The sequence below is a fragment of the Bradyrhizobium sp. NBAIM03 genome (genome assembly GCF_020194055.1).
Lineage (GTDB): Bacteria > Pseudomonadota > Alphaproteobacteria > Rhizobiales > Xanthobacteraceae > Bradyrhizobium > Bradyrhizobium yuanmingense.
Window position 1 is genome coordinate 129,721 of record NZ_JADYVS010000021.1, and the last position, 20,099, is coordinate 149,819.

Consider the following 20,099-nt stretch of genomic DNA (forward strand, 5'->3'; position numbering starts at 1 on the left):
TTTCGTCCGACCGCATTTCTAGACTTCCTATTTTCGGGCACGACGTTTTTCCTTAGGGGATTGGACCATGGCGGGCGTCGCTGGGCCGGCTAGAATTTCCTTTATCGCCATTCGCGCGATGGAAGACAGGTCCGATGGCCCGCTTGAGGCCGTCGTCATCGGCACCAACGATCTGGACGGAACCGACTGGCGCTACGTTTGCTACGATCTTGCGGTCTTCAAAAACCTTCTCAGGGATCGTGACAACCCGTTCGCCCCGAAGAACCCGCTCTACGCGGCGAATGCCCGTTATCACGACGGCAGCGACGCGAACGACCCGCATCTGGGTCACGTCGCCGTCGATGACGATCAAGACCCAACCCCGCCAGCATCTGCCATCGAGCTTCGCGGCATCGCTCTGTTCACGGCATATCGCGCGCCGACCAACTATGCGGCGGAGAAGGATCCGATCAAGCGGCAGCAGAAAGCCTGGGACGTCTTCGACGAAGGTCCGCTCGCCCGCTTCGATACGATCGCCCTGGCCCGCACGCTGGCCGACAATCCGGCGCCGCGATGGCAGGTTTCGAAGCTCGTCATTACGCCGGCGACCGGAAAACCCGGCAGCTTCAAAGCGCTCGCGATCAGGCTTCAAGTTCGCCTCGCGTTGAACGGCCACTGGATCAGGCCGAAAGTCGCCACCTCAGGCGACCGCTATGACAGCCGCTTTCACGTGGGCCTCGATTTGGTCCAGGCGACAACGACACAATCCTTGTGGAAAATCGCCGCCGCGCCGAGAGGCGCGCTTTGCCGGCTTATCCAGATCGCGCTCACGATCGGGCCATGGGATCGTGGAGAACCCGCGCTCAGCATCATTCCACTACGCTATGCAAATAGCGATTTCATCGACGCGATCGTCAAACCCGATGACGGCAATCTCTCCACCGATCAGGTCGACGTAATACCCCTGTTCGTCGATCAGGGCATTCCCAGTCAACCGCCCAACCGTCCGCGCCGCGAATTCGGGCTTCGTGCGGTCGAGCACCAATTCAACAAGGACACGGGCTCCCATGACATCATCCGTGTCGCTTTGCGCTTCGAGCTAACCCTTTGGAACTATAGCGGCAAGATCGGCAGTATCCTCAAGCGGTTCTTTTCCAAACCCGAGCTCCTGCCGGTCAAAGGCCGGGTCCGCTTCTCCCAAGAGCAACGCGTCGGTGACATCGGCGCCCGCGGCCTCAAGCCGTTCTTACCGGTGCAATGGATCGTCGCCGCCCGCCTCGATCCGCTCAACGTCGACCCTAAAGCGGACCCAAAGCTTCAGCGACCCGATCAGATAACCGATTTCGTCATCGACGCGTTCGATGTCGTCATCGACGATGAGCATGACAGTCTGCGTAAGGTCCGTGACGGGACGCCACTAAGCGTCATGCCCGCGCTGGCCAAACGCAAGTCGGAACGCGGAATGCCGTGGCACGCAGTCGGGTTGCTGCGCGAGAATTCCGCCTGGCGCCGTGTCATCGTGCCGACCACCGGCACCGTCAAGGATGCGGCCGATAAGCGGCGTCAAACGGCTTTCCTGTCCTTCGAGCCGCGGTTCATCCCCGATATGTGGCAGGGGGTCACCGCATTCGAGCTCGTCGAGAAAGGCAAGTCGGACGAGGATCCGCGCTTCGCCTCGCCCTGTACGGCGACGTTCGCTCGTATGATCGCAACGGAGGGCACGGCGCCGGTCTGCAAGGCGCGCATCTCCGCGCCGTTCGTCGCCGCGAGCACCGATGTCCAACCCGGCGCGTGCACGGACGGACCGGCATGGCAGCCCGCTATCACGCAGACCGACGATCTCGGCACGGTGCCGACGATCAAGTTTGGCTTCTCGCTCGAAAGCACCGATGGCTCCGAGATAGCGCTCGGCGCGCTGGGCTTCTCGCTTCTGAAAGCCCCGGACCTCACGATGGTCACCAAGGCCGATCTGACCGGGCTTCTTGCCCGATCCGGTGGTGACGAGCTGCCAGATGCGCAGTTGCAGGCGGTCGTTAAATTCCCGATCGAGCGCGTTAAGCCAATCGGCCAGGACGACCTGCCTCCTCAGATCCGCAGGCAGTTGCTCGGTCGCCCGACGCCCATTTCGGATGACCCTGACGAGCCGCTCCTGCTCGAACTGGACTACCGCAGCGGCTCCGAGCAACCCGATGACGAAAAGCTCATTCAGGCCTTGGTCGCCACGGAATCACTCGCGCCCGGTGAAAATCAGTCGGTCTCCCTTTCGCTGCGCGCGATCAGATCGACGACGACGACCAGCGCAGCTCCAAAGCGGCTCGCCTTGGTGATCGACCCGACCCCGTTCCGGGTCGCCGCCGTGGAGTATGTCGAGCCTGCTCGGGCCGCCACCGATCAGAGCAACGAAGTCGCGATATGGAGCGACGAAGGTGACGTGTCCTGGCGCGTGCTTGATCCTTCCGAGGCGGTACGGATGGTACTGCCGCCTCAGGTCATCGGCGAGGCGATGGAGAAGAACGCAACCGCAATCGCCGGCGCACCGAAAGATGTCGAACCAGGCCGCCCGGCGGCCGCGCGGTTTGGTGCGCACGGACGCCTCGAGGTCGACCCCACCTTTGCGGACACCAACTTCCGCGAGCCAGGCTGGAACCTCCGTCGTAACATGGGCTATCCGACCATGCGGACGCCGGGCTCCCGCTTGAAGGAGCTTCGGCTCGAGCTGCTCTACGGTTTGACGACCCGGATCAGCACCACCGACAAGAGCACCGACGCCTTCGTCACCGAGATCGGCGCAACGATCGGAGCGCCTGTATCTCCCGTGTCCGATACGGCGAGCGCGTCTCGCGCGACACTGAAGAGCCATCTTCAACTCGCGAGCCTCGTGTTGCGGGCCCAGCGCAGGCGACTTGCCGTCGACAAGCTCTGGAGCGGTCGCCCCGATGCCGAGCTGAAGATCGAGGACGGCGTAAGTTTCAGGCTACGCACCGGAGGATCGGACCCGGCACATGGACCCGCGACCCCTCTTCGCTGGCCTGTACAAGGCGAAATCCCGGCAGATACCGGTGGTCTGATCGAATCCAAGAAGCTCGCGCAGACGTTTTCGACCAGCCAGGACGACCGGGAGAGTTTTCCCGGCGGGGTCGCCTGGGCTTTCGAGAGCGCCAATATCCTGATGAAGGTCTACAGCCGACCGGACGCGGACGGGGGTTCGACGAAAGGCGTCCACCTCTCCGCGCACGGCGGCTATGGCGGCCAGCGGGCGCTGTTCGACGAGAAGAAGACCGTTGTCGAGACCGAGACCGGCCAGGGCCGCGTCCACCGTTACAAGCTCGAGCGCATCGGACGCATCGGCGGCCTCTGGAATCGAGCCAAACACGTCATCATCTATGAGCGGTCCGTCGTACCTTCCGCGCAATTCTTCAATTTCGACCCGATCGGCCTGTTGCAGGACGAACACGCCGGACGCCCGATCCTTCGCAAGGTCGAGGAGTACGTCGAGCTGCTGCAGCCGGTGCGCCGCTATCCCGAGGACGGCAAATCGATCGCGGCCGCCGGATTTCTCGTCGGCGTGGAGTTCAAGTCGGGCAAAATCCGTGTCGATAGCCGCTGGGGCGGCGATGTGCGCCGCGAAGGCTGGCAAGTGCCTCTGTGGAACAAGGCCTTCGCGAGCCTCCCGCCGGTGTTGGCCCCAACCAGGCTAGGCGATCCCCCGATCAATCCAGACGATCCCTCGCTGATCTATCCGAAGCCGCAGATTCGTTTCCTGCTGGCGGGAGAAGGCGGCGGCGAAATTTCCGTCGAGGTCGACGAGCCGGAAAAGCTCGTCTTCTACACTTCCGTGGTCGACGGCGAAAGCGGCGACGACACCGATGCATGGCGATCGGTGCGCGATATCGATTTCATCGATCTACCGCCACCGGCCGCGGGCCGCATGAAGCCCAACAGCGCCAATCTCACCGACGCCATGATGCCGTCAGAGCCGGCGCACGCACCTGGTTTCGAGCGGATGACCATCGGCCTGGTCCGTGCGAAGGAGCCGGCTGTCCTCACCCACGGCCGGGCTCCGAGCGGCCCCGGGACGATACTCAAGAACATAACAATCGCCCGCGCCGCACCACGGGCCGCCGTCGGCGCCCCAAGCCCACTGACGACTTTCGGGCAGTCACTGACGCAACACAGTTCCGACCTGCGGGCGGCCATCGATGCCAAAGTCGGCCAAGCGCTCGGCGTCCTCGAGAAACTGGACCCCGAGAAGCCTCTCACCGCTGTCAAAAACGACGCCGTCGCAGCCATCGGCGCCGCACTCAGCCATCCGAGTTTCGTCGGCGATCTCAGGGCCGCGACTTCCGATGTCAAGAACTCGCTCAAGTCAATCGATCTGAGCAAGATCGACCCAAAATCGCCCTGCGCCTCGCTCGCAGACCGCCTGAACGATGCTGCCCAAGGACAGGTCGAACGTCTGCGTAAGATCGCCGGCGAGGCGATCGATTCCACACTTGATGGGGCCTGAGGCCGATCCGCAACATCGCTGGCATCGTTCGCGACGTGAGCGTGTTCCTCGACAGCGAGGATGCATGGCTATCGCCGGATGAACGCGCCGACCTGATCGACAAGCTGTCAGGACTGCAGAACCGGATCGCCACCATCGCGGATGAAAGGAGAGCGGACATCGAGCTGCTGTCAAAGCGGGTGACGGCGGATCTCGAGGCCATTAAGGCAGTAGCCGGCGCCTCACTCGGTGAAGCGCAAGACGTGGCAATTCCGGCCGCACTCGGCAAGATCCACGATACGTTCAAGACGCTGAAGGACGACGTCGGCGCGGCAACGGTGGTCAACGATTTGATCGCGGCGTCGGCACGCGCGACGCTTGACGAGCTTCGCAAGCAAGCGCAGCAAATCGACACTGAACTTTCGCATATCGACGATACGGCAGCGCTCATGGCAGCGCGCCGCATCCTGCCGGCCATCCACGACACGTTGGGGCAGGCAATCACGCTCGCCGGTGGTCTTACTCACGTCGGTGCTGTGATCAGTGACGACGTGAGGACGGCTCTCGTCTCCTACGAGGCGTCGCTCAAGCAGTTTGAGGACGCATTGAAAGCCCGTCTCGGCACCGCCGGCGGATCACTCCAAGCGCTCGCCACCAAACTCGATCAAATCATCGCCGAGGCGCAGAATGCCGCGCGCGGCCTCGTCGTGTTTCTCGAAGACACGATCGACGCGGGCCTTGCCGAGGCAACCAGCATCTTCGATCGGATAGCCGATGCGATCATTGCCCTCTCGGCTCCCGAAGATCCCGACGACGATGCCGATTCCACCGGCGCTATCCATCGGGCGCTGACGGCGATAGCTGACACCAGCGGGTTGATCGAGAAGGCCGTGGTTGCGCAGGGCGAAATTGTCGCAACCGTTCTACGGAAGATACTCGACGCGCTCGCTGCCGGCATCACCGCCGCGATCGTTGACGTGGGGAAGGAACTCAAGGATGCCTGCGCGGTATTCGACAATTTTATAGGAGAGATACGGAAGGACGCGCAGAAGGTCGCCGATTGGCTGCAGAACGCCCTCGACGTCGACGGGTACAAGAAACGGTTGGACGATGCGGTAAAGCAAGCCATCAACGATGCCCAGGGGTCCATCGAAGACCTGAAGCGGCGTGCCGCGGAAGAAGCCGAACGCGTCACGCGCGAGGTCGAAAATCGTGCACGACAGATCTCCGGCGCGGTCCAGGAGACTTTGCGCGATGCGCTGGGAACGGATCCAGTAAAATTAGCCGATCAGGCCAATCGGCTCTATCAGGAAGGCAGCGATACCTTACGGCTCCTTCGTGCCGTCGGCGACCCTCCAAAAACGGATCGGCTCGGCTTCAATCGACCAGAAGTCGCCTACGTGCTCGCCGAGGCCAACAAGGTCGTCGACATGACCCCGGCGATTGCGCTGGTCAACCGGGTTTCGGATACGCTTGCGGCGGCCGATAAGGCCGGCAAGGCGGTCGGTGACATGCTTCAGCCGTTCGGCGTGCGGCTGCCCTCGAGCGGCGTTGCCGAGCAGTTCATTCCCGACAAACTGAAGCAATTGTCCGTCGCGGATCTCATACCGAATATGGGCGGTATCGATTTCCGCGGCCTGCTTCAAAGATTTGCCTTCCCGGATCTTGACGACTCCAAGGCCATCAAGGTTCAGCACGGTTTCGACAACGTCCAGATGCGCGCCTGGCTTCAGACCGACATCGACGTCCCCTTCACCGAGCCCGCGCCCCTCCTGTCGTTCGGCCCCGTTGAGATCGTCGTCGACGAAGCCAAGTTCAATGCCAAGGCGCGGATGTCAGTGGGCCGCGACGGGACCCAAAAGACATTCAATGGCCGCATCTTCGGCGACTGGAGAGTCGTGACCGGCGGACAGGACATCCTCACCTTCCGTCAGACTGGCTTGTATTTCGACGACTCCGGCAAGATCGATTTCAAGATCGACCCGGAACGGGTAGAACTCGCCGACGCGCTCGCGTTCCTGACTGATTTTCTCGCCGCTTCCGGCGAGGGGGACGGGCTGGTCATTGAACCGCTGATGCGCGGCGGAGTGCCCGCCGGCATCGCCGCCACGCTCGACATCGACCTGCCGGACCTGCAGCTCGGCGTGTTCGGAATCTCGAACCTTTCGTTGCACATTCTGTTCGGCATCGCCGCGGTTCCTCAGTTCGAGTTGATGTGCGAACTGTCGGTCGCCACCAAGACAATGCCATTCACGCTGAGCGTCTGGATCCTGAACGGCGGCGGATTCCTGACGCAGCGGCTATCGTTCCTCCCGGTAGCCAAACCTCACCCGATCCTGACCTATTCGCTCGAGGTAGGTATCGTCGCCGGCGTTGGACTAGGCTTCAACTTTGGCGTCGTCTCGGGTGGCGTCTGGCTTCAGGTCGGCTGCTCAATAACGATGACGTGGTCGACCGGCGCCGGTGGCAACACCACTGCAATTTCAGTCTTCATACTCGCGCGCGGCAACGTCGACGTCGCAGGCCTGATCACGGCGGCCATTTCGTTGTTGCTGGAGGTCACCTACGACGGCGCGCTGATGATCGGGTCCGGAACGCTCCGGCTCAGTTTCAAGATCAGCGTCTTCTACACGCTGCGTGTCTCCCAGCACGTCGAATATCAATTCGCCGGCGAGAAGAAGCAGTCTGAAGGCTATTCCGATTCTTACGCTTGATTTTGTCGTACCAAGGACCGTTCGTCGATGGCTTCCGATCCGCGCAATCTCAGAATAAAGGTCCAGGCGGATCGTCTGCCAGACGTGAGCAACAAGGCTCAGATCTCGCTACGGGTAAGCGCCGTCATCGATGGATCCGACGGAGCGCTTCTGACGGACGCGATCGGTGAGATCCTGCCCTGGAAGTGGCGCCTGGCGGATGGCAGCGGGACCTGGAATCCGCACGACGTCACCGCCTGGCGATTCTGGCGCATCGTCGACGTGACCGGAGTTCCTACCATCCAGGATCTGGATGCCGGAACCATCGTCACGGCGGCCGCCAACGCGCCGGCGGATTTCGATCTTCCCGGCGCCGACGGAAGCAGGCGCTTTCACCGCCGGCTCGAGGAGGAAATCACCTCGATCGTCAACACGAGTGGCCTCGAAGCTGCCCTGTGCATGCCGGCGGGTACGGCAGAGGTGACTGGGCGCACGGTGTTTGGGCTTGTCGAAAGCTTGACGGGATTGCCGAACCCGGTTCCGGTTGCCAACAAGGTGTTCACCGTATTTACGATCGACCCCGCGCCTGACAAGAGCACCACTTTCATCGCGGCACCGTTGTTCGGTCCGACCGGCGGCGGTACCTACACGCTCGATCCGGCCGGTCCCACCGTGATGTCGGATCAAAACGGCGACTTCTGTCGCGTCGACCTTGTACCTACGCCTGGTCCTGGTTCCGCGCCCATGTTCGCGGACGGGTCCGTCGACATGCGACCGAGCTTGTCATGGGATGATCTCAGTCCGTCCGGCGATCCCCAGCGGCTCATCGACATGGAGACCATGCTGATCAAGAGGCCAGCCGTCGGGCACGGCTTGACCGATGAGGACTGGGCCGCCTCCCTCTCACGACGGATCGCCGAAGTCGTTGATCCGTGGGCCCGTGTGTTCGGCGTGCTGGATGCCACCGTGACGAGCGAAATCACGAAGGTGGCGGGCGGCGACGAGCTGCGACGCGCGCTTGCCCGGGATCTCGCCTCACAACCGACGCCAAAGTTTCTCGTGGCGCTTGATTCGATTTCATGGTGGGTCGTGGGCAGGCGCAGCGCCGCTTCCGCGATTGCGCTGCCACCCGGCTTCTCGATACTGGAAGGCCTCTCCCTCCGCCAAGCCGACTTCTGGAATCTCACAGCGGCCCTGATCCTGGGCGCCGCCGAACGTGACCCCGGAAGCGTCAGCAACAATCCGCGCCGCGCCCGCTTTGCTTCCATCAATTCACGCAGGTTGAAGGGGCTGCTCGGCTTGCCGCTCGATCCGCCCGGCTCGGCCATCGCCCCCGAAATCGAGAGCATCGAGTCAGACGATGGCCTGCGGAAGTTCGTGGCACGCAATTGGCTCGGCGGACCGGATCTTTCGTCCGACGGTCCTCATCCGCTGCTGATCGCTGCGCCTCGCGTGATCGGCGCACGGACATTGACTTTCCCCCCCGACGCTCAAGCGTTCGGCCCTGGAGCCACCCAACCAGTTTCGGGCGCCGTGCTGGATCTCGGGCCAGCCGCTTCCGCGGCCCCCATCGCGCCGGCGGCACCGACGAAAGTGGCGTTCGATCTCGCTCTCACGCCACCTGCAGGCGATTTCAAGCTAGTCGTCGCGTTCGTGACGGCGCCAGGTCGCCCGATCCTACCCGAAATTCGTATCGCCGGGACGGCGGCGTCTGCCACGTTGGACGTTGCCATTTTTCAGGATGGCGCCTCCGTCATCGCAACGACGCTCGCGCGTGGAGCGACGATCCGCGTCGAGATCGCGATCATCCGACCTGACGCAAATGCGGCGGTCACCGTCACGCTATCGGCCGGCGGTTCCACGCCTGTGCCGGCCGACCGTCTGCTCGGGGCAGCCTTCTATCTGTCGATGAAGGCAGAGGTTTCAGACATTCCGGACGTTGCCATCGTCATGCCCGACGCGACTGCAACGCCGCTACGTACCGCGTTGGACCGCATCACGACCGGACCCGGCCTTCGCGCCGATCTCGCATTGGCCGTGATCGGGCCGTACATTCCTGGACTGACGGCCGGACGATTGACATGGGACGCGCCCCAGCCCCAGAACGAGCAAGATGCGGCTGCGCAGCTTCCACTCGACGAGCGGCTGATAGCCAGCGTTGCCGCCCTCGTCGGCGCCGAGCGTGCCGACGGCAGCCGTCCCGCCGCGTCATTGTATGATCTGATCATCGGTGCAGCGCTCACCGATGCGGGATTCGCGGCTGCCAATCCCGGGAGTGATGAGGAGAAACTTGCCAATTTGCTGAAAACCGTCGTCGAGGCCGCTCGCCGCGATGCCGTTCGTCTCGCCGGCCGCCTCGTGCCATCAGCCACAGACGAGTCAGGAGGCGGCGATGATTCCAGCGGCCGCCTCACCGTCGATTCGCCTCCACTGGTTTTCCGCTTCGACCAGCTCCAGAGCATTGCCGGTGCCGCCGACCTTTGGACCCGGCTGTCTGGTGTGGGAGCCCTGATGGCCCGTACCGACACTTTGAGCGATCCGATCCAAGCGTGGCGTAGTCTCAACGTTGCCACGCTGCATGCCCCCGACACTTCGTCGCAAGGTTCGGCGCGAGCTGCGCTCAGTGAAGCCAATGCGGTGATGGTCCGTAATCTTGCCTGGGCCGGCGGAGCTATCGTCGATCCGGTCCCGCTGCAGGTCGGAGAGATCGGCGGCATACGCGCTGCCTTGCTTTCATACGACAATCGCTCGCGGGTGGCCGAGATGGCCACCGATGCCGCGCTAGACAACGTTCCATCCTCGTTCGCGCGCCGCATCGAAGCCTATCGCTTTCCGCCGACCACGGGCGATGGCGCCACCGACTATCGCCTGTTCGCGCTATCATTCGGCTATGCCTTCCACGTCGTCCCATACGTCATCGGTCACGGCGGGACCCTACCTCCGATCTTGCGGAATGATCCCAATGATCCATTGACGATCCGGCCGATTGAACCGACCGGGCCGCTCAAGGGACAGGTCAAGATCGCAACAAACATGGATGCGGTGCGTCGGTCAGCGCTCTACCGACGAACACGTCCAATCGGCGCACCAAGGCTTGCGGGCGACCGATCCAAAGCGATTCCCGACGGCGTCGTGCCGCTCGCCGGTGAACTACCGATACGGCCAGCCCCCGTGACCATCGGAGGCGATGTGCAAGGACGTTTCTTCCTCGATCGGCAAGGACGTGCCGGCGTCCTCGAAGTCCGCGCCGGTCCCGACCCGGGTTTGCGGATCGACATCGGCCGCATGGAGTGGCCTGAAACAAACGAAGCGCGTAAGCTGTCCATCACGTTCCGGGGCCGCTCGGGGCCGAGCGAAGCCATCACCGACCTGCTGACATTGACGCACGACATTGGCAGAAGCGGAGCGATCCGGGTCGAAGCGTTCACGACCATAACGACGATCGCCGCGGGAGTTGACGAGCCCGAATGGGCCGAGGATGAGTTTGATTTTGCGGCGGCAACGCAAGACTTGCAGCTGCCCGCCAGCGACATCGCGCAATGGCGAGACGTCCTGATCATTATCGCGACGGACAAGGACGTCGACATCGAACCCCCGATCGTCACACCGATCGTCAGTCAGCTCGACAGTACGGGAAACTTCGCAAGCGTCGCTGTCGGTAAGCCGCGAATTGCGCCGGAATCGGGCCATCAGATGCGCGCGACCCACGTGCTCGACGGCATCCAGGTCGGCGCCGCGACGGGCGCTCGCCAGATGACGATCCGATTGCAACGACCGACGGTGGAATTTGGTACTTACGGGCGATGGGTCAACCCTCCCCTGTTCGACGATCGAGTTGTGGCCAACCGACCGGTCGTTGCCAAGGCGCTCGACGCCGCGCTCGGCGTAGCAACGAGCCCAAACAAGACCAAGGACGATCGGTCCCTCGATGATCCGGCCGTGACACAGTTGTACGGTGAACTGGTATGCATCTTTCCAACTTTTCGGAAGTTCAAGATGGCAGCGGTCGGAGCTGCCTGGACCTCCCTCGAGGACGTGCTCGGCTTCGATGGCTCTGGCCGTCGCCATGTCGCGCCGATGCCGTCCATGACCATCAAGGTCGATCCAAACGGGCGGGAAGGTCTGACCGGCGATACTGCCACACTCTTGCCAGGTCGTATCTACGAGTTGCGCGTCTATGCAGGATTGCCGGACAAGCAAGACAAGCTTTGCCCTTTCACGCGCGACCAGCGGCTTTCGGCCGCCGTTAAGGCCACGCTCAGACACTGTCCGATCGACGCGAAGATGCGGCTGGCGGGCCCCCTGGTGCTGACGCTCGAAGTTGCGACCGAAGCCGTGCCCGAGATCTTGGGAACACAGCCGCTGAACATCGACCTGCGCCGCGCCCCCGAATATGCCGAGCAGGCATGGATTTCATTGACGGCGGCGTTCACAGGAAGAACGTCGACGTATCCGGCTTTGCGCTATTGCCATCTCGCTGCGCTCGAATCGCAACGCTGGAGCTGGCGCGGCAGGCCGCAGGACGACCAATGGTACCGGTTGGCCACGACCGGAGCTGAGGCAATCGACCAACCCCGGTATCGGGAGCTGTTCGACACATCGTTCTCGGACCGTCGCAACGATGACGTTGGCGAAATCTTCGAACGTCGCATCGAGCGTGCCCATGTCTATGGCGGATTGAGGCGGCGCAGCGATCCTGCCCCAAGCAACCCCATTCCGCGCCTGTTCGACAAGAGCCTCGACTGGCGTGGCGGCATGAATTTGTGGCGCTTCGGTCTTCGCATCGTAAGCCGCTACAAGGCTATGCGGCCTGGACGGCCGGAATTCATGCGCTCCAGTCATCGGGGGCCCAACGGCAGCGCGATCTGGCAGAACAAGGTGCTGGCCGATCGTTCCAACGACCGTCGTCCCAAACGTCCGGGTCTGGCGATCGTTCTGCCACTGACCGAACGCGCCATGGCGTGGGGAACCGTTCCTCCGCTCCTGGCCTTGTTTAACGAACCGCTCTATCCGAATTTCCATGTCGGAGATGGCATCGACGCCATGGTCGAAATGGCCCGGCATCCGATGACACGAGCCGAACGAAAAACGCGTGTCGCGACGATCGATAAGCTTTTGAATCCATCGGACGGCACCCCTCCGCCGACCGGAGAAGCGCTCGACAGATTGGTTGCGGAACGAGCCGCCCTCCAACGCAATATCGACGCCGGCACCGACGGGCCGACAGATGCCCTCAAATACTGGCAGGAGCACGGCCCGGACTCGATCCGGAGCGCAACCGGCTCCGGCGGCGCGATCATACCGCTGCGGATCGACGGCCCCATCGGCTACACTTTCGACCTCGCAACAGAGGCCGGGCGTTTCGATCACGCCGGTTTAATGATTACACCCGTCAAACCCGACATTGTTCCCTGGTCGTTCGTGAAACTGAAGTTTCGTCGTTTCGAGGCTCCGGAGAGCATCGACCCTGCGACCGCCCTCACCGGCCAGGGCCTGGCTCCAGCATCGTACAATAAATTCTATTGCGAACCGCGCCTTCTGGCGATGAACGATGCGTCCAACCGCTTCCGGCTGTCCAACAGCCGCAAGATTATGCGGGACTTTGCGCCGGAAGACTTCAAAGACCTCAAGGACGTCGTCGGCAAGGGCATCTTCCCCGCCGAGCACGAAGGGCTCGCGATCGACATTGCCAGCACGGAAGACCTGGACGGCTCGGCGATCCGGTTTCAATTCACTGACGACAGCGACAGCGAGTTCGTTCGTATCGCATTCAGCGTGAAGGACGACGGCGCAAAACGGAGCATTGCTTTCCAATTCTTCACGCAGTTAGGCGATGCCGGCACCTGGACGCTGGACGTCCCGGCCGGCGGTGACGTGCGGTTACGTCTGATCGTGTCGGCCCGGGACAAACCGGAGAAAGGCGAAACGTACAAGCCGGCCGGTGACATCGCGGTGCGCGCCCGAATCGCACGCGATACGACGGATGAGATTCTGTCACCGAGCGAAAATCGCTGGCTATCGGTGGCGTGCCTACCGCTGACCAGTGCAATCGAGGTTCCCATCAATCAGCCCCTCACGATGGTCATGAAGGCGACGGGAGCTCAGGCGGCCGTTTCGCCGGCAAGGCTTTCTACGTTTACACCATCGCTGTGGTGGCAGTTTGCCGAGCCCATGTCTCTGTTCGACGCCGTCATCGACGGAGTTGCGTCGACGGTGTCGACGGATGATCTCACCGCCTCGGTGACGGGGACCATAGTCTCAATCGAGCGCAAGCCCACGGCGCAAGGACCGTTGCAGAAACTGCAATCGCTCGCGCCAGCGGCCGATCAGCAGGCGGGACAGCTCGAGGAAGTCCTCGTGCTGGTGCTGACACGCAACATCCACGATGCGCTCGATCGCGTTCGGGAGCGCCCGGTCGCGGTCAAGCTCTGGGATGGGACGTCCACATCGCTGAACCTCGCCAAACCAGACTGGCCAACATTCGAGGATCCGAACGAGGGGCCAAAGCTCGGCGATGGCGGGCAGATCCGCTTCCTGCGCATTCTGCGTCCAAAGACGCGCGCGATGGGCGGCTATCTCGAGACCGCGCCGTCGTTTCCGTTGGATTTCTTTCAGTACGAAACGATCGAAGGAGACCTCGACATGAATCCTCCGGACGCCAAAGGAATGGTGCTCGGAATGTCGATGCCGATTCCCTGGAAGCTCGTGTGACGCGTCCAGGCATTCGTCAATCGTGACTTACGATCGCGAGACTAGTGGCAGAACGCTCATCATCGGGGGACCAAATGGTTGAGGGGGACGTGGAAAGGCTCGCCAAAATTATTTTGGGAGAAACGAGCGGATTGACCGCAAAGGGAACGGACTCAGCAAAATCGTTGGAACGCCTCTGGTCGGTCGTCGCCGGCATTGCAGTAACTGCGCGCTGGAACGGGCTTCAGGATCAAATGAAAATCGCCGGCAACATGCTGTCTGCCGACGAAGCGGCGAACTACACGATCATGAAGGCCGTTGCCGAAAAGATCTCGCAGAACCGCTACGACAGTGCCGTCGCATTGCCCAAGCAAGCAACGCTCTGGCAGATCGACCGAAATGGCGCGCCATCGAAGGACGTCGGCACGCCGCCCGACTGGATCTACAAGACCGGCGCAACCGAGGGCCTCGAATTCCAGGATAAATCAGGCCTGACGTACCGCCTCTATGGAACGAGCGAAGAGGCTCCCGGCAAACTTGGCCTCACCTCGTCGTATAGCCTAACTGGCCTGGCGCCGCGATCATGGAGCGTTCCCAAGCCGGTGAGGATAGCCGCATGGTGGCTCGGTTCGATCGCGGCCTTAATCTTCGTTTTCGGTGGCATCTCGGCCATATGGTCTGGACAGAGCGACGGCAATGCACGGAGCCAACTCCGAAATCTCGACATCCAGTACCGTGTGCTCGACAAGCTGGCCGACAATTGCATCTCGGATGCAGCTCTGCTTCCCAACTGGAAGCGGAGCGTTTGCAGCTTCCTTGATGCCGGCGGCAAGTACGTGAAGCCAGCCGTAGTTGCCCCTGCCGCGCCTCCGCCGGCCGCCCCACCGGCCGCTCAGGTGCCGCCGGCCGCCCCATCGCCTGCGCCGGGCGCTCCCGCCCAGCCGATCGTTCCGTACGGACCGAAGGTCGGAATGGCTCTCGCTACGATCCGGAGCTGCCTCGACCATGGGCCTTCCGCGGCGGACACAAACGCTGCTTCACCGTCGAAGAAGCCGCCAGAAACAGATGGCGCGGCCGCAACGGACGCGACGCTGTCGTGCGAACTTGTGGTGCGTAGCGCAGTCGATGCCGGCATTATCGCGGTCACGCCGAATACGTCCATTTGGTCCGGCATCGCGAATGCGCTTCTCGGACTGCGAGACACTCCCGGCACGCGGTCGATCATCGTGCAATTTCTGGCGATGACCCTCGGTATTGCCGGACTCGCCATCGCGCTCGGCCTGGGGACCAAGGGGCGCATGGTCGGCATCTGGGTCGACGAGCGTAACCGCGTATCCCTGGCGCGGGCGCAGGTGACGCTCTGGACCATCGTTGCACTTGGCGGCTTCGCCACCGCGGCGCTTTTCAATGTTGGCCTTGGCGGACCAGGTACGTTCCCACAGGTCCCGGCATCCATCGCCGCCGCACTCGGGATCGCCTTTGCCTCACCGATGATCTCCGCGTTAATCCTGAATACGAAGGCATTCGGAATGGCCGGCTCGCCGTCGGATCAGATCACGACGATCGGTGGGAGGCCAAAGAACAGTAACGACCAGTCCGATCGTGGCCTGCTGACGGGGTCGAGTGACTCTTCGGCCGTCGAAGTCCGTTCGGACCCGACGATGGCGTCTCTTGCCGACGTCTTCGTGGGTGAACACGTGGCCGACTCGGGCGACGTCGATATTTCCCGGCTGCAGAATGTCGTGCTCACCGTCACCCTGGTCCTGGGCTATTTCGCGATGCTCGTCGAGCAACTCCGCGGAATCGCACCAGACGTGCTGCTGACTGGAATCCAGAGCCTGCCCGACCCCGGAGGTGCCTTCACGTCGGTGCTGCTGATCAGTCACGCGACTTACCTAGGGACGAAAGCCTACAAGGGGAGCGGGAAAGGCGACACAGCTCACTAGCGTTCACCATTGAGGACCCTGCTATGCCCGACTCGAATGCAGCAGCACTGATAGGTCTGGCTTTGACCGCGGCCGGTTTTGCCTTCGGCCTCTATCAGTATCGGATGAATAGTGAGCAGGCGAACTTGACCCGCCAGCGCGAGCGCGCGCTAGCGGCATCCGACCAAACAAAGGAATTCTTCGAAGATGTGGACGTGCGTTTCGTCATGCGCCTTTTGGACTACGGCAACGCCCAGTTTTGGAAGGAAGACACGCTGAAGGGCCGGACCTTCGACATCCGTGACCCGCCCACCGCGCTCGCCGTCCACTGGAAGCTGGAGCCAACTGAAGAAATCGAAAAGAAAACATTCACGGACCAAAATCTGGCCGTCCGCTCCGCTTTCGATAACTTTTTACTCTGGCTGGAGCGGATCGAACATCTCATTCGCTACGACGTTATCGGGACCATCGGCTTCGGCGAGCTCTTCTCGTATTGGCTGGTCCTGCTCGGCGAAATCCCGCAACCCCGGTGACAGGATCAATCATCTCTCCAATGAGGGGCGTGCCGCGCTTTGGGAGTACATTCGAGCCTATGAGTTCAATTCTGTCGTTCGCCTTTTCGCGCGCTACGGTCGCGCCGGCCCCGTCGGAAGAGATGGATTCCTTCCCCGCAAAACGACCTCGAAAGAGAACGTCTGAACACGTCACGCCGTACACGCCCTCCACTCCCGTCATTGCCTAGAACGATTTACCTAGAGGAGAAGCAGCAACAATGCCAAACATAAGCCTGAGCGGGAAAGCCATTGATGGCGATCCAGATAGGTACTGGATTAATTTATTCGCCGCAGATAGCACCTGGCAGTCCGGCGAACCTGGGAATGCGACCAACGTATCGACGACGAAACAGGGCAAGTGGCTATCCAAGCCAATCCCCGACAAGGGCGTGTATGCAAACGACACAGCCGGCAAGGTCGTGTTCTTCTTTCGCAACCTCGACCCGTCGACGGTGAAGATGGGAGATCGGGGTCAGGGGCACGCCTATGAAACAGCCCGTGCGATCGATTGGCACGTGGATAGCCTCTAGCTCCGGCGCGCCGGCATCTCGACGCCTAGGCTGACCTCCCGCTCAGGCGCTTGCCGCTAAAGGTTATCGTCCGAGTCGTCGGTGAGATCGACATCTTCCGAAAAACGGCGGATCGCACCGTAAGCCTTTGATAGCGAAGTTCCGCTTTTGAAGACAAGATGTTCGCCCAAAGGCGAGGAAAAGAGTGCGTTCAGGCACCAGACGACCCAGACATCCTTTTCGAGAAGATGTGCCGGACGACCTGAGTTGGACGCGGCAACGCCGAGCGCCTCTTGGCGCTCGGCGTCAGCCAGGTTTAGAAATCTATCCGACACGGAGTTCGCTTACCGGCTTGGCAAGCCAAGTCGGAAAGGAAGAAGCAGCGGACTTCAGCTCCTTCACTTCGGTCGGGGTCAGTTTCTGACTGATGGACCTCAATGCTCGTTCTGCCGTCTGTGGGCCCACCCAGGCAAGCGCACGCACTACCTCACCTGCACGTCGGTTCGCCAGGGCAAGCTGCCAACGCGGTGCATGCTTGAGCTCCACGACTTGCTTACCAAGGCGGAGCCTGCGGGAAGGACCAGAGGTCAGATAAACTTGACGGACAGGTACTGCGTCGTCAAACCAAGATGATTGGCCGCCGCCGCGCCGCTGGAAACGATGGTTTCGCCGCTGCGAACCTTGATTTCCTCGACGACTTTCTCGACTGATGGAGCTCTAATTCCGAAACGGCTTTCACCTGGACGCAAATATATCCCTCGTCTCGCGCGCAGAAGTCTTTCGAGGAGCCAGTTCAACCGCTGTGGGCTGTAGAGGCTTGCTCTGTCCGGCGCTTCGTGTGCGGCTCGGGTAAACGCACGGACCGCCCTCCCCCCTCGCTCATCCGGCGCGCCCGCTGGATCCGGCAAGCGTCGCGCCATCGCATCGAAGACCTCCGTAAGACTGGGGACATTTCCCGTCGCCATGAGAGCGTCGAATGCCGGGCGCGCGACATCGACGTCGGATTCTAGGGTCGACAATACGCCCAGTTGCGCGACATCGTGGCTTGCCCAACCGTCGGCCCGTACGGTCAGGCGTAAAACGGTCAGAACGCTCTTTCGATTACGAACCAGATAGTCCGTCAAGCTTTCGTTTGTCCCGGGCGAGAGGACCCGCCGAAGCTCGGTCACACGACGTGATCGGACGGCAGGGATTGAACAAGGGCGGCGACAAAGGGTGCACTCAACCCGCGCCGCCAAGCCTGCGAGTTGCTTCGGATCCGAGGCGAACGCACTCCGGGCCAGAGGAGCCGAGCGCAGCAGGTTCGTCACGATCGTGATCCCGGCGGCGTTGTCGTTCGCGGCGGCGGCGTAAGACTCGACCTCCTGCGCCAATGCAGCCGCATAGGCCTTGGCCGCATCTGCGCCGAGCCGGGAGGTCACGGAATCGAGCAGCAGCGCGGTTCGCTCAACACCGCAGGTCGAGCCGCGGGTGGACTGCGCGATCGTCGAAAGCAGCCTTGCCAGGACCGGGGCGACATCGGCGGGCGCGTAGCCGGGCGAAAGGAACTCGACAGCCGGTGCGAGCGCCTCTCAGCGGCCCGCTGCCAGCATATCCCGCAAGGGTATTTCCGCGATCCGCTGCCTCACAATGGCAAGAGCGCCCGGTACGGTCGCAACGGCATAGATGACCGCGAACCCACGATCGCTGAGCCAGAAGGCCTTGTCGGTCGCGTGCTGGTCAAGGAACCTGGATGCGAAGCGCATCGCTCCAAGCGGCAATTTCGAGCGAACTTTCCGACAGCCCCGTCAAGATTGGCTCGAACCTTGCGAGCCTGCCAGGTTCGAAGGTGGACAATCTGCCGAGCGCGGCCCTCACCGAACCTGGATCAGCGCTTCCAAGGAGCAGCGTCTGCTTTGGGCTCGTCCGGAAGGCCCTTTACGAAGCTTATGGCTCGGTCCTGAAGTTCGGCCTCCAGATTTGTCGCCTTGATACGCTCAACGACGAGATCGCGATTGAATGGCCGCGCCTTATGGTAACCCTCCACGAACTCCTTGTCCTTTTCCGACAAGCGAGCGAGCTTGGATACAATAATGTCTTCAGGACATGGTGCGACGGCAAGAACCTTCCTGTCGTCAACATCGACAGTTTTGGTAATCGCGCGTTTATTCCAATCCCCAGGAAGCCGCGCGGTATTCTCGTCGACACCGTCGATATAGAAGCCGTGCTCCCGATGGAATGTAGAGCCCTCACCGTAGAGAGCATTGATCTCTTCTGAGGCCTCGGGATCATCTTCGGGATCCAGCTCCTTCTGCTGGATTTCCCATATTTTCGCGTTTTCCGGATAGGCGTCGATCTCACCAGAAGTGCGCAGGACGACGGGCGCATCAGGCCATGAAAGCAAGATGCTCTGGCTGCCAATGATGAAGACCTTGTCGGTTTTAAACAGCCGGGCGATCACCCTGACCGTCTCGACAAGGTCTTCAATAGTTCGAACAAACGAGTTTTGTGTCACGCCGCCATCCGCGGAAGTGCCGCGGTCTGATGGATCGCAGATCTCTCAGCAATCCGCTTCGCCGCCTTCCAAATACGACGGCGCAGAGTGTCGTCCTCGAAATTGATACCTTCCGCCAAAACGAAAGGTGAGGACAGACGCAGACGCGTCATCTCTTCGTCGCGGCTCGTCAGACGGCGGCGTACCGTAGATGGAGGAAAGCCGAGCATGTCCGACCACTCGCGAACGAAAGTGTAGCCTTCGAAATGTTGCGAGTTACGGGCCAAAGAATCCTTGGCCCTTTCGACCAGCGACGGGTCGCGACCGATCTGCCGCGCGATAAGCCGATGCATGATCAGCTTCGCGGTGTCATTCACGTATTCCCGGTTGATCCGGACGCTCATGGCTCTCGACCAGTACCTACCTCTCAGGACGGAAAATAGGGCATCTACCCTTAAAAATCCAGCTACTCACCAATCCTCTTGGACGGGGTATGTTCCCTATCCGTTCAAGCTAGCAGTTCCCATAAGCCCGGGCAACGGGGCGGACAGCTCGAACGAGAGCCAAGATTAACGGACCGACCCGCAAGCACCCCTCCAAGGTTTTGTAGAAAATAGCAAGCGAAATCAATATGTTGTTCATTATGCAGCCTGTTCCACAACGGCTAATGGCCGATACCTCGGCGGCGCCCCCAGCATTTCTTGGCATTCCCCATCCTGCTCATCCAGGCCTGCAACCAGCCCCGCCAAACGCCACGGCGTGGCTGTGCTGCCGCCCCTGGAACGGTCTC

The 20,099-nt window shown here is 61.7% G+C and carries 8 protein-coding genes and 2 pseudogenes; 6 read left to right on the forward strand and 4 right to left on the reverse strand.

Annotation, left to right across the window (positions count from 1 at the left end):
• Positions 1 to 67 precede the first annotated feature (67 nt).
• From I6F21_RS27250 to I6F21_RS27275, 6 genes are all read left to right on the forward strand, one after another.
• Positions 68 to 4,486, forward strand: coding sequence for a hypothetical protein (locus tag I6F21_RS27250; RefSeq protein WP_225183770.1), 4,419 nt, complete (start codon positions 68 to 70; stop codon positions 4,484 to 4,486).
• Positions 4,487 to 4,527: 41 nt separating this feature from the next.
• A complete protein-coding gene (locus tag I6F21_RS27255; RefSeq protein WP_225183771.1) occupies positions 4,528 to 7,179 on the forward strand; it encodes a methyl-accepting chemotaxis protein in 2,652 nt (883 codons plus the stop codon).
• Between the two features lie 27 nt (positions 7,180 to 7,206).
• Positions 7,207 to 13,869 carry a hypothetical protein gene (locus tag I6F21_RS27260; RefSeq protein WP_225183772.1) on the forward strand — a complete coding sequence of 2,221 codons (6,663 nt, stop codon included), beginning with the start codon at positions 7,207 to 7,209 and terminating at the stop codon, positions 13,867 to 13,869.
• An 89-nt stretch (positions 13,870 to 13,958) separates the two neighbouring features.
• The gene (locus I6F21_RS27265) at positions 13,959 to 15,794 is read left to right on the forward strand and encodes a hypothetical protein (protein WP_225183773.1); all 1,836 of its coding nucleotides are present in this window, start codon (positions 13,959 to 13,961) and stop codon (positions 15,792 to 15,794) included.
• Positions 15,795 to 15,817: 23 nt separating this feature from the next.
• A complete protein-coding gene (locus I6F21_RS27270; protein ID WP_225183774.1) occupies positions 15,818 to 16,306 on the forward strand; it encodes a hypothetical protein in 489 nt (162 codons plus the stop codon).
• Positions 16,307 to 16,545: 239 nt separating this feature from the next.
• Entirely contained in the window at positions 16,546 to 16,857 is a 312-nt protein-coding gene (locus I6F21_RS27275) for a hypothetical protein (RefSeq protein WP_225130087.1), read from the forward strand.
• Positions 16,858 to 16,931: 74 nt separating this feature from the next.
• Here I6F21_RS27275 and I6F21_RS27280 read toward each other — a convergent pair.
• The 4 genes and pseudogenes from I6F21_RS27280 to I6F21_RS27295 all read right to left on the reverse strand — a co-directional run.
• Positions 16,932 to 17,171, reverse strand: a pseudogene (locus I6F21_RS27280) (nucleotidyl transferase AbiEii/AbiGii toxin family protein); the annotation flags it as partial.
• Positions 17,161 to 17,663: pseudogene (locus I6F21_RS27285) on the reverse strand (DUF6088 family protein); the annotation flags it as partial. The pseudogenes I6F21_RS27280 and I6F21_RS27285, both read right to left, overlap by 11 nt.
• A 1,040-nt stretch (positions 17,664 to 18,703) precedes the next feature.
• Entirely contained in the window at positions 18,704 to 19,330 is a 627-nt protein-coding gene (locus I6F21_RS27290) for a DUF6036 family nucleotidyltransferase (RefSeq protein ID WP_225145540.1), read from the reverse strand.
• Positions 19,327 to 19,713 carry a hypothetical protein gene (locus I6F21_RS27295; protein WP_225145541.1) on the reverse strand — a complete coding sequence of 129 codons (387 nt, stop codon included), beginning with the start codon at positions 19,711 to 19,713 and terminating at the stop codon, positions 19,327 to 19,329. The genes I6F21_RS27290 and I6F21_RS27295 overlap by 4 nt, the downstream gene beginning before the upstream one ends.
• Positions 19,714 to 20,099: the final 386 nt, after the last annotated feature.

What these genes read in the sequence shown, in the direction of transcription:
- I6F21_RS27260 (WP_225183772.1), top strand. Translation starts at nt 7,207, where the DNA reads ATGGCTTCCGATCCGCGCAATCTCAGAATAAAGGTCCAGGCGGATCGT.
- I6F21_RS27295 (WP_225145541.1), bottom strand. Translation starts at nt 19,713, where the DNA reads ATGAGCGTCCGGATCAACCGGGAATACGTGAATGACACCGCGAAGCTG.
- I6F21_RS27270 (WP_225183774.1), top strand. Translation starts at nt 15,818, where the DNA reads ATGCCCGACTCGAATGCAGCAGCACTGATAGGTCTGGCTTTGACCGCG.
- I6F21_RS27250 (WP_225183770.1), top strand. Translation starts at nt 68, where the DNA reads ATGGCGGGCGTCGCTGGGCCGGCTAGAATTTCCTTTATCGCCATTCGC.
- I6F21_RS27275 (WP_225130087.1), top strand. Translation starts at nt 16,546, where the DNA reads ATGCCAAACATAAGCCTGAGCGGGAAAGCCATTGATGGCGATCCAGAT.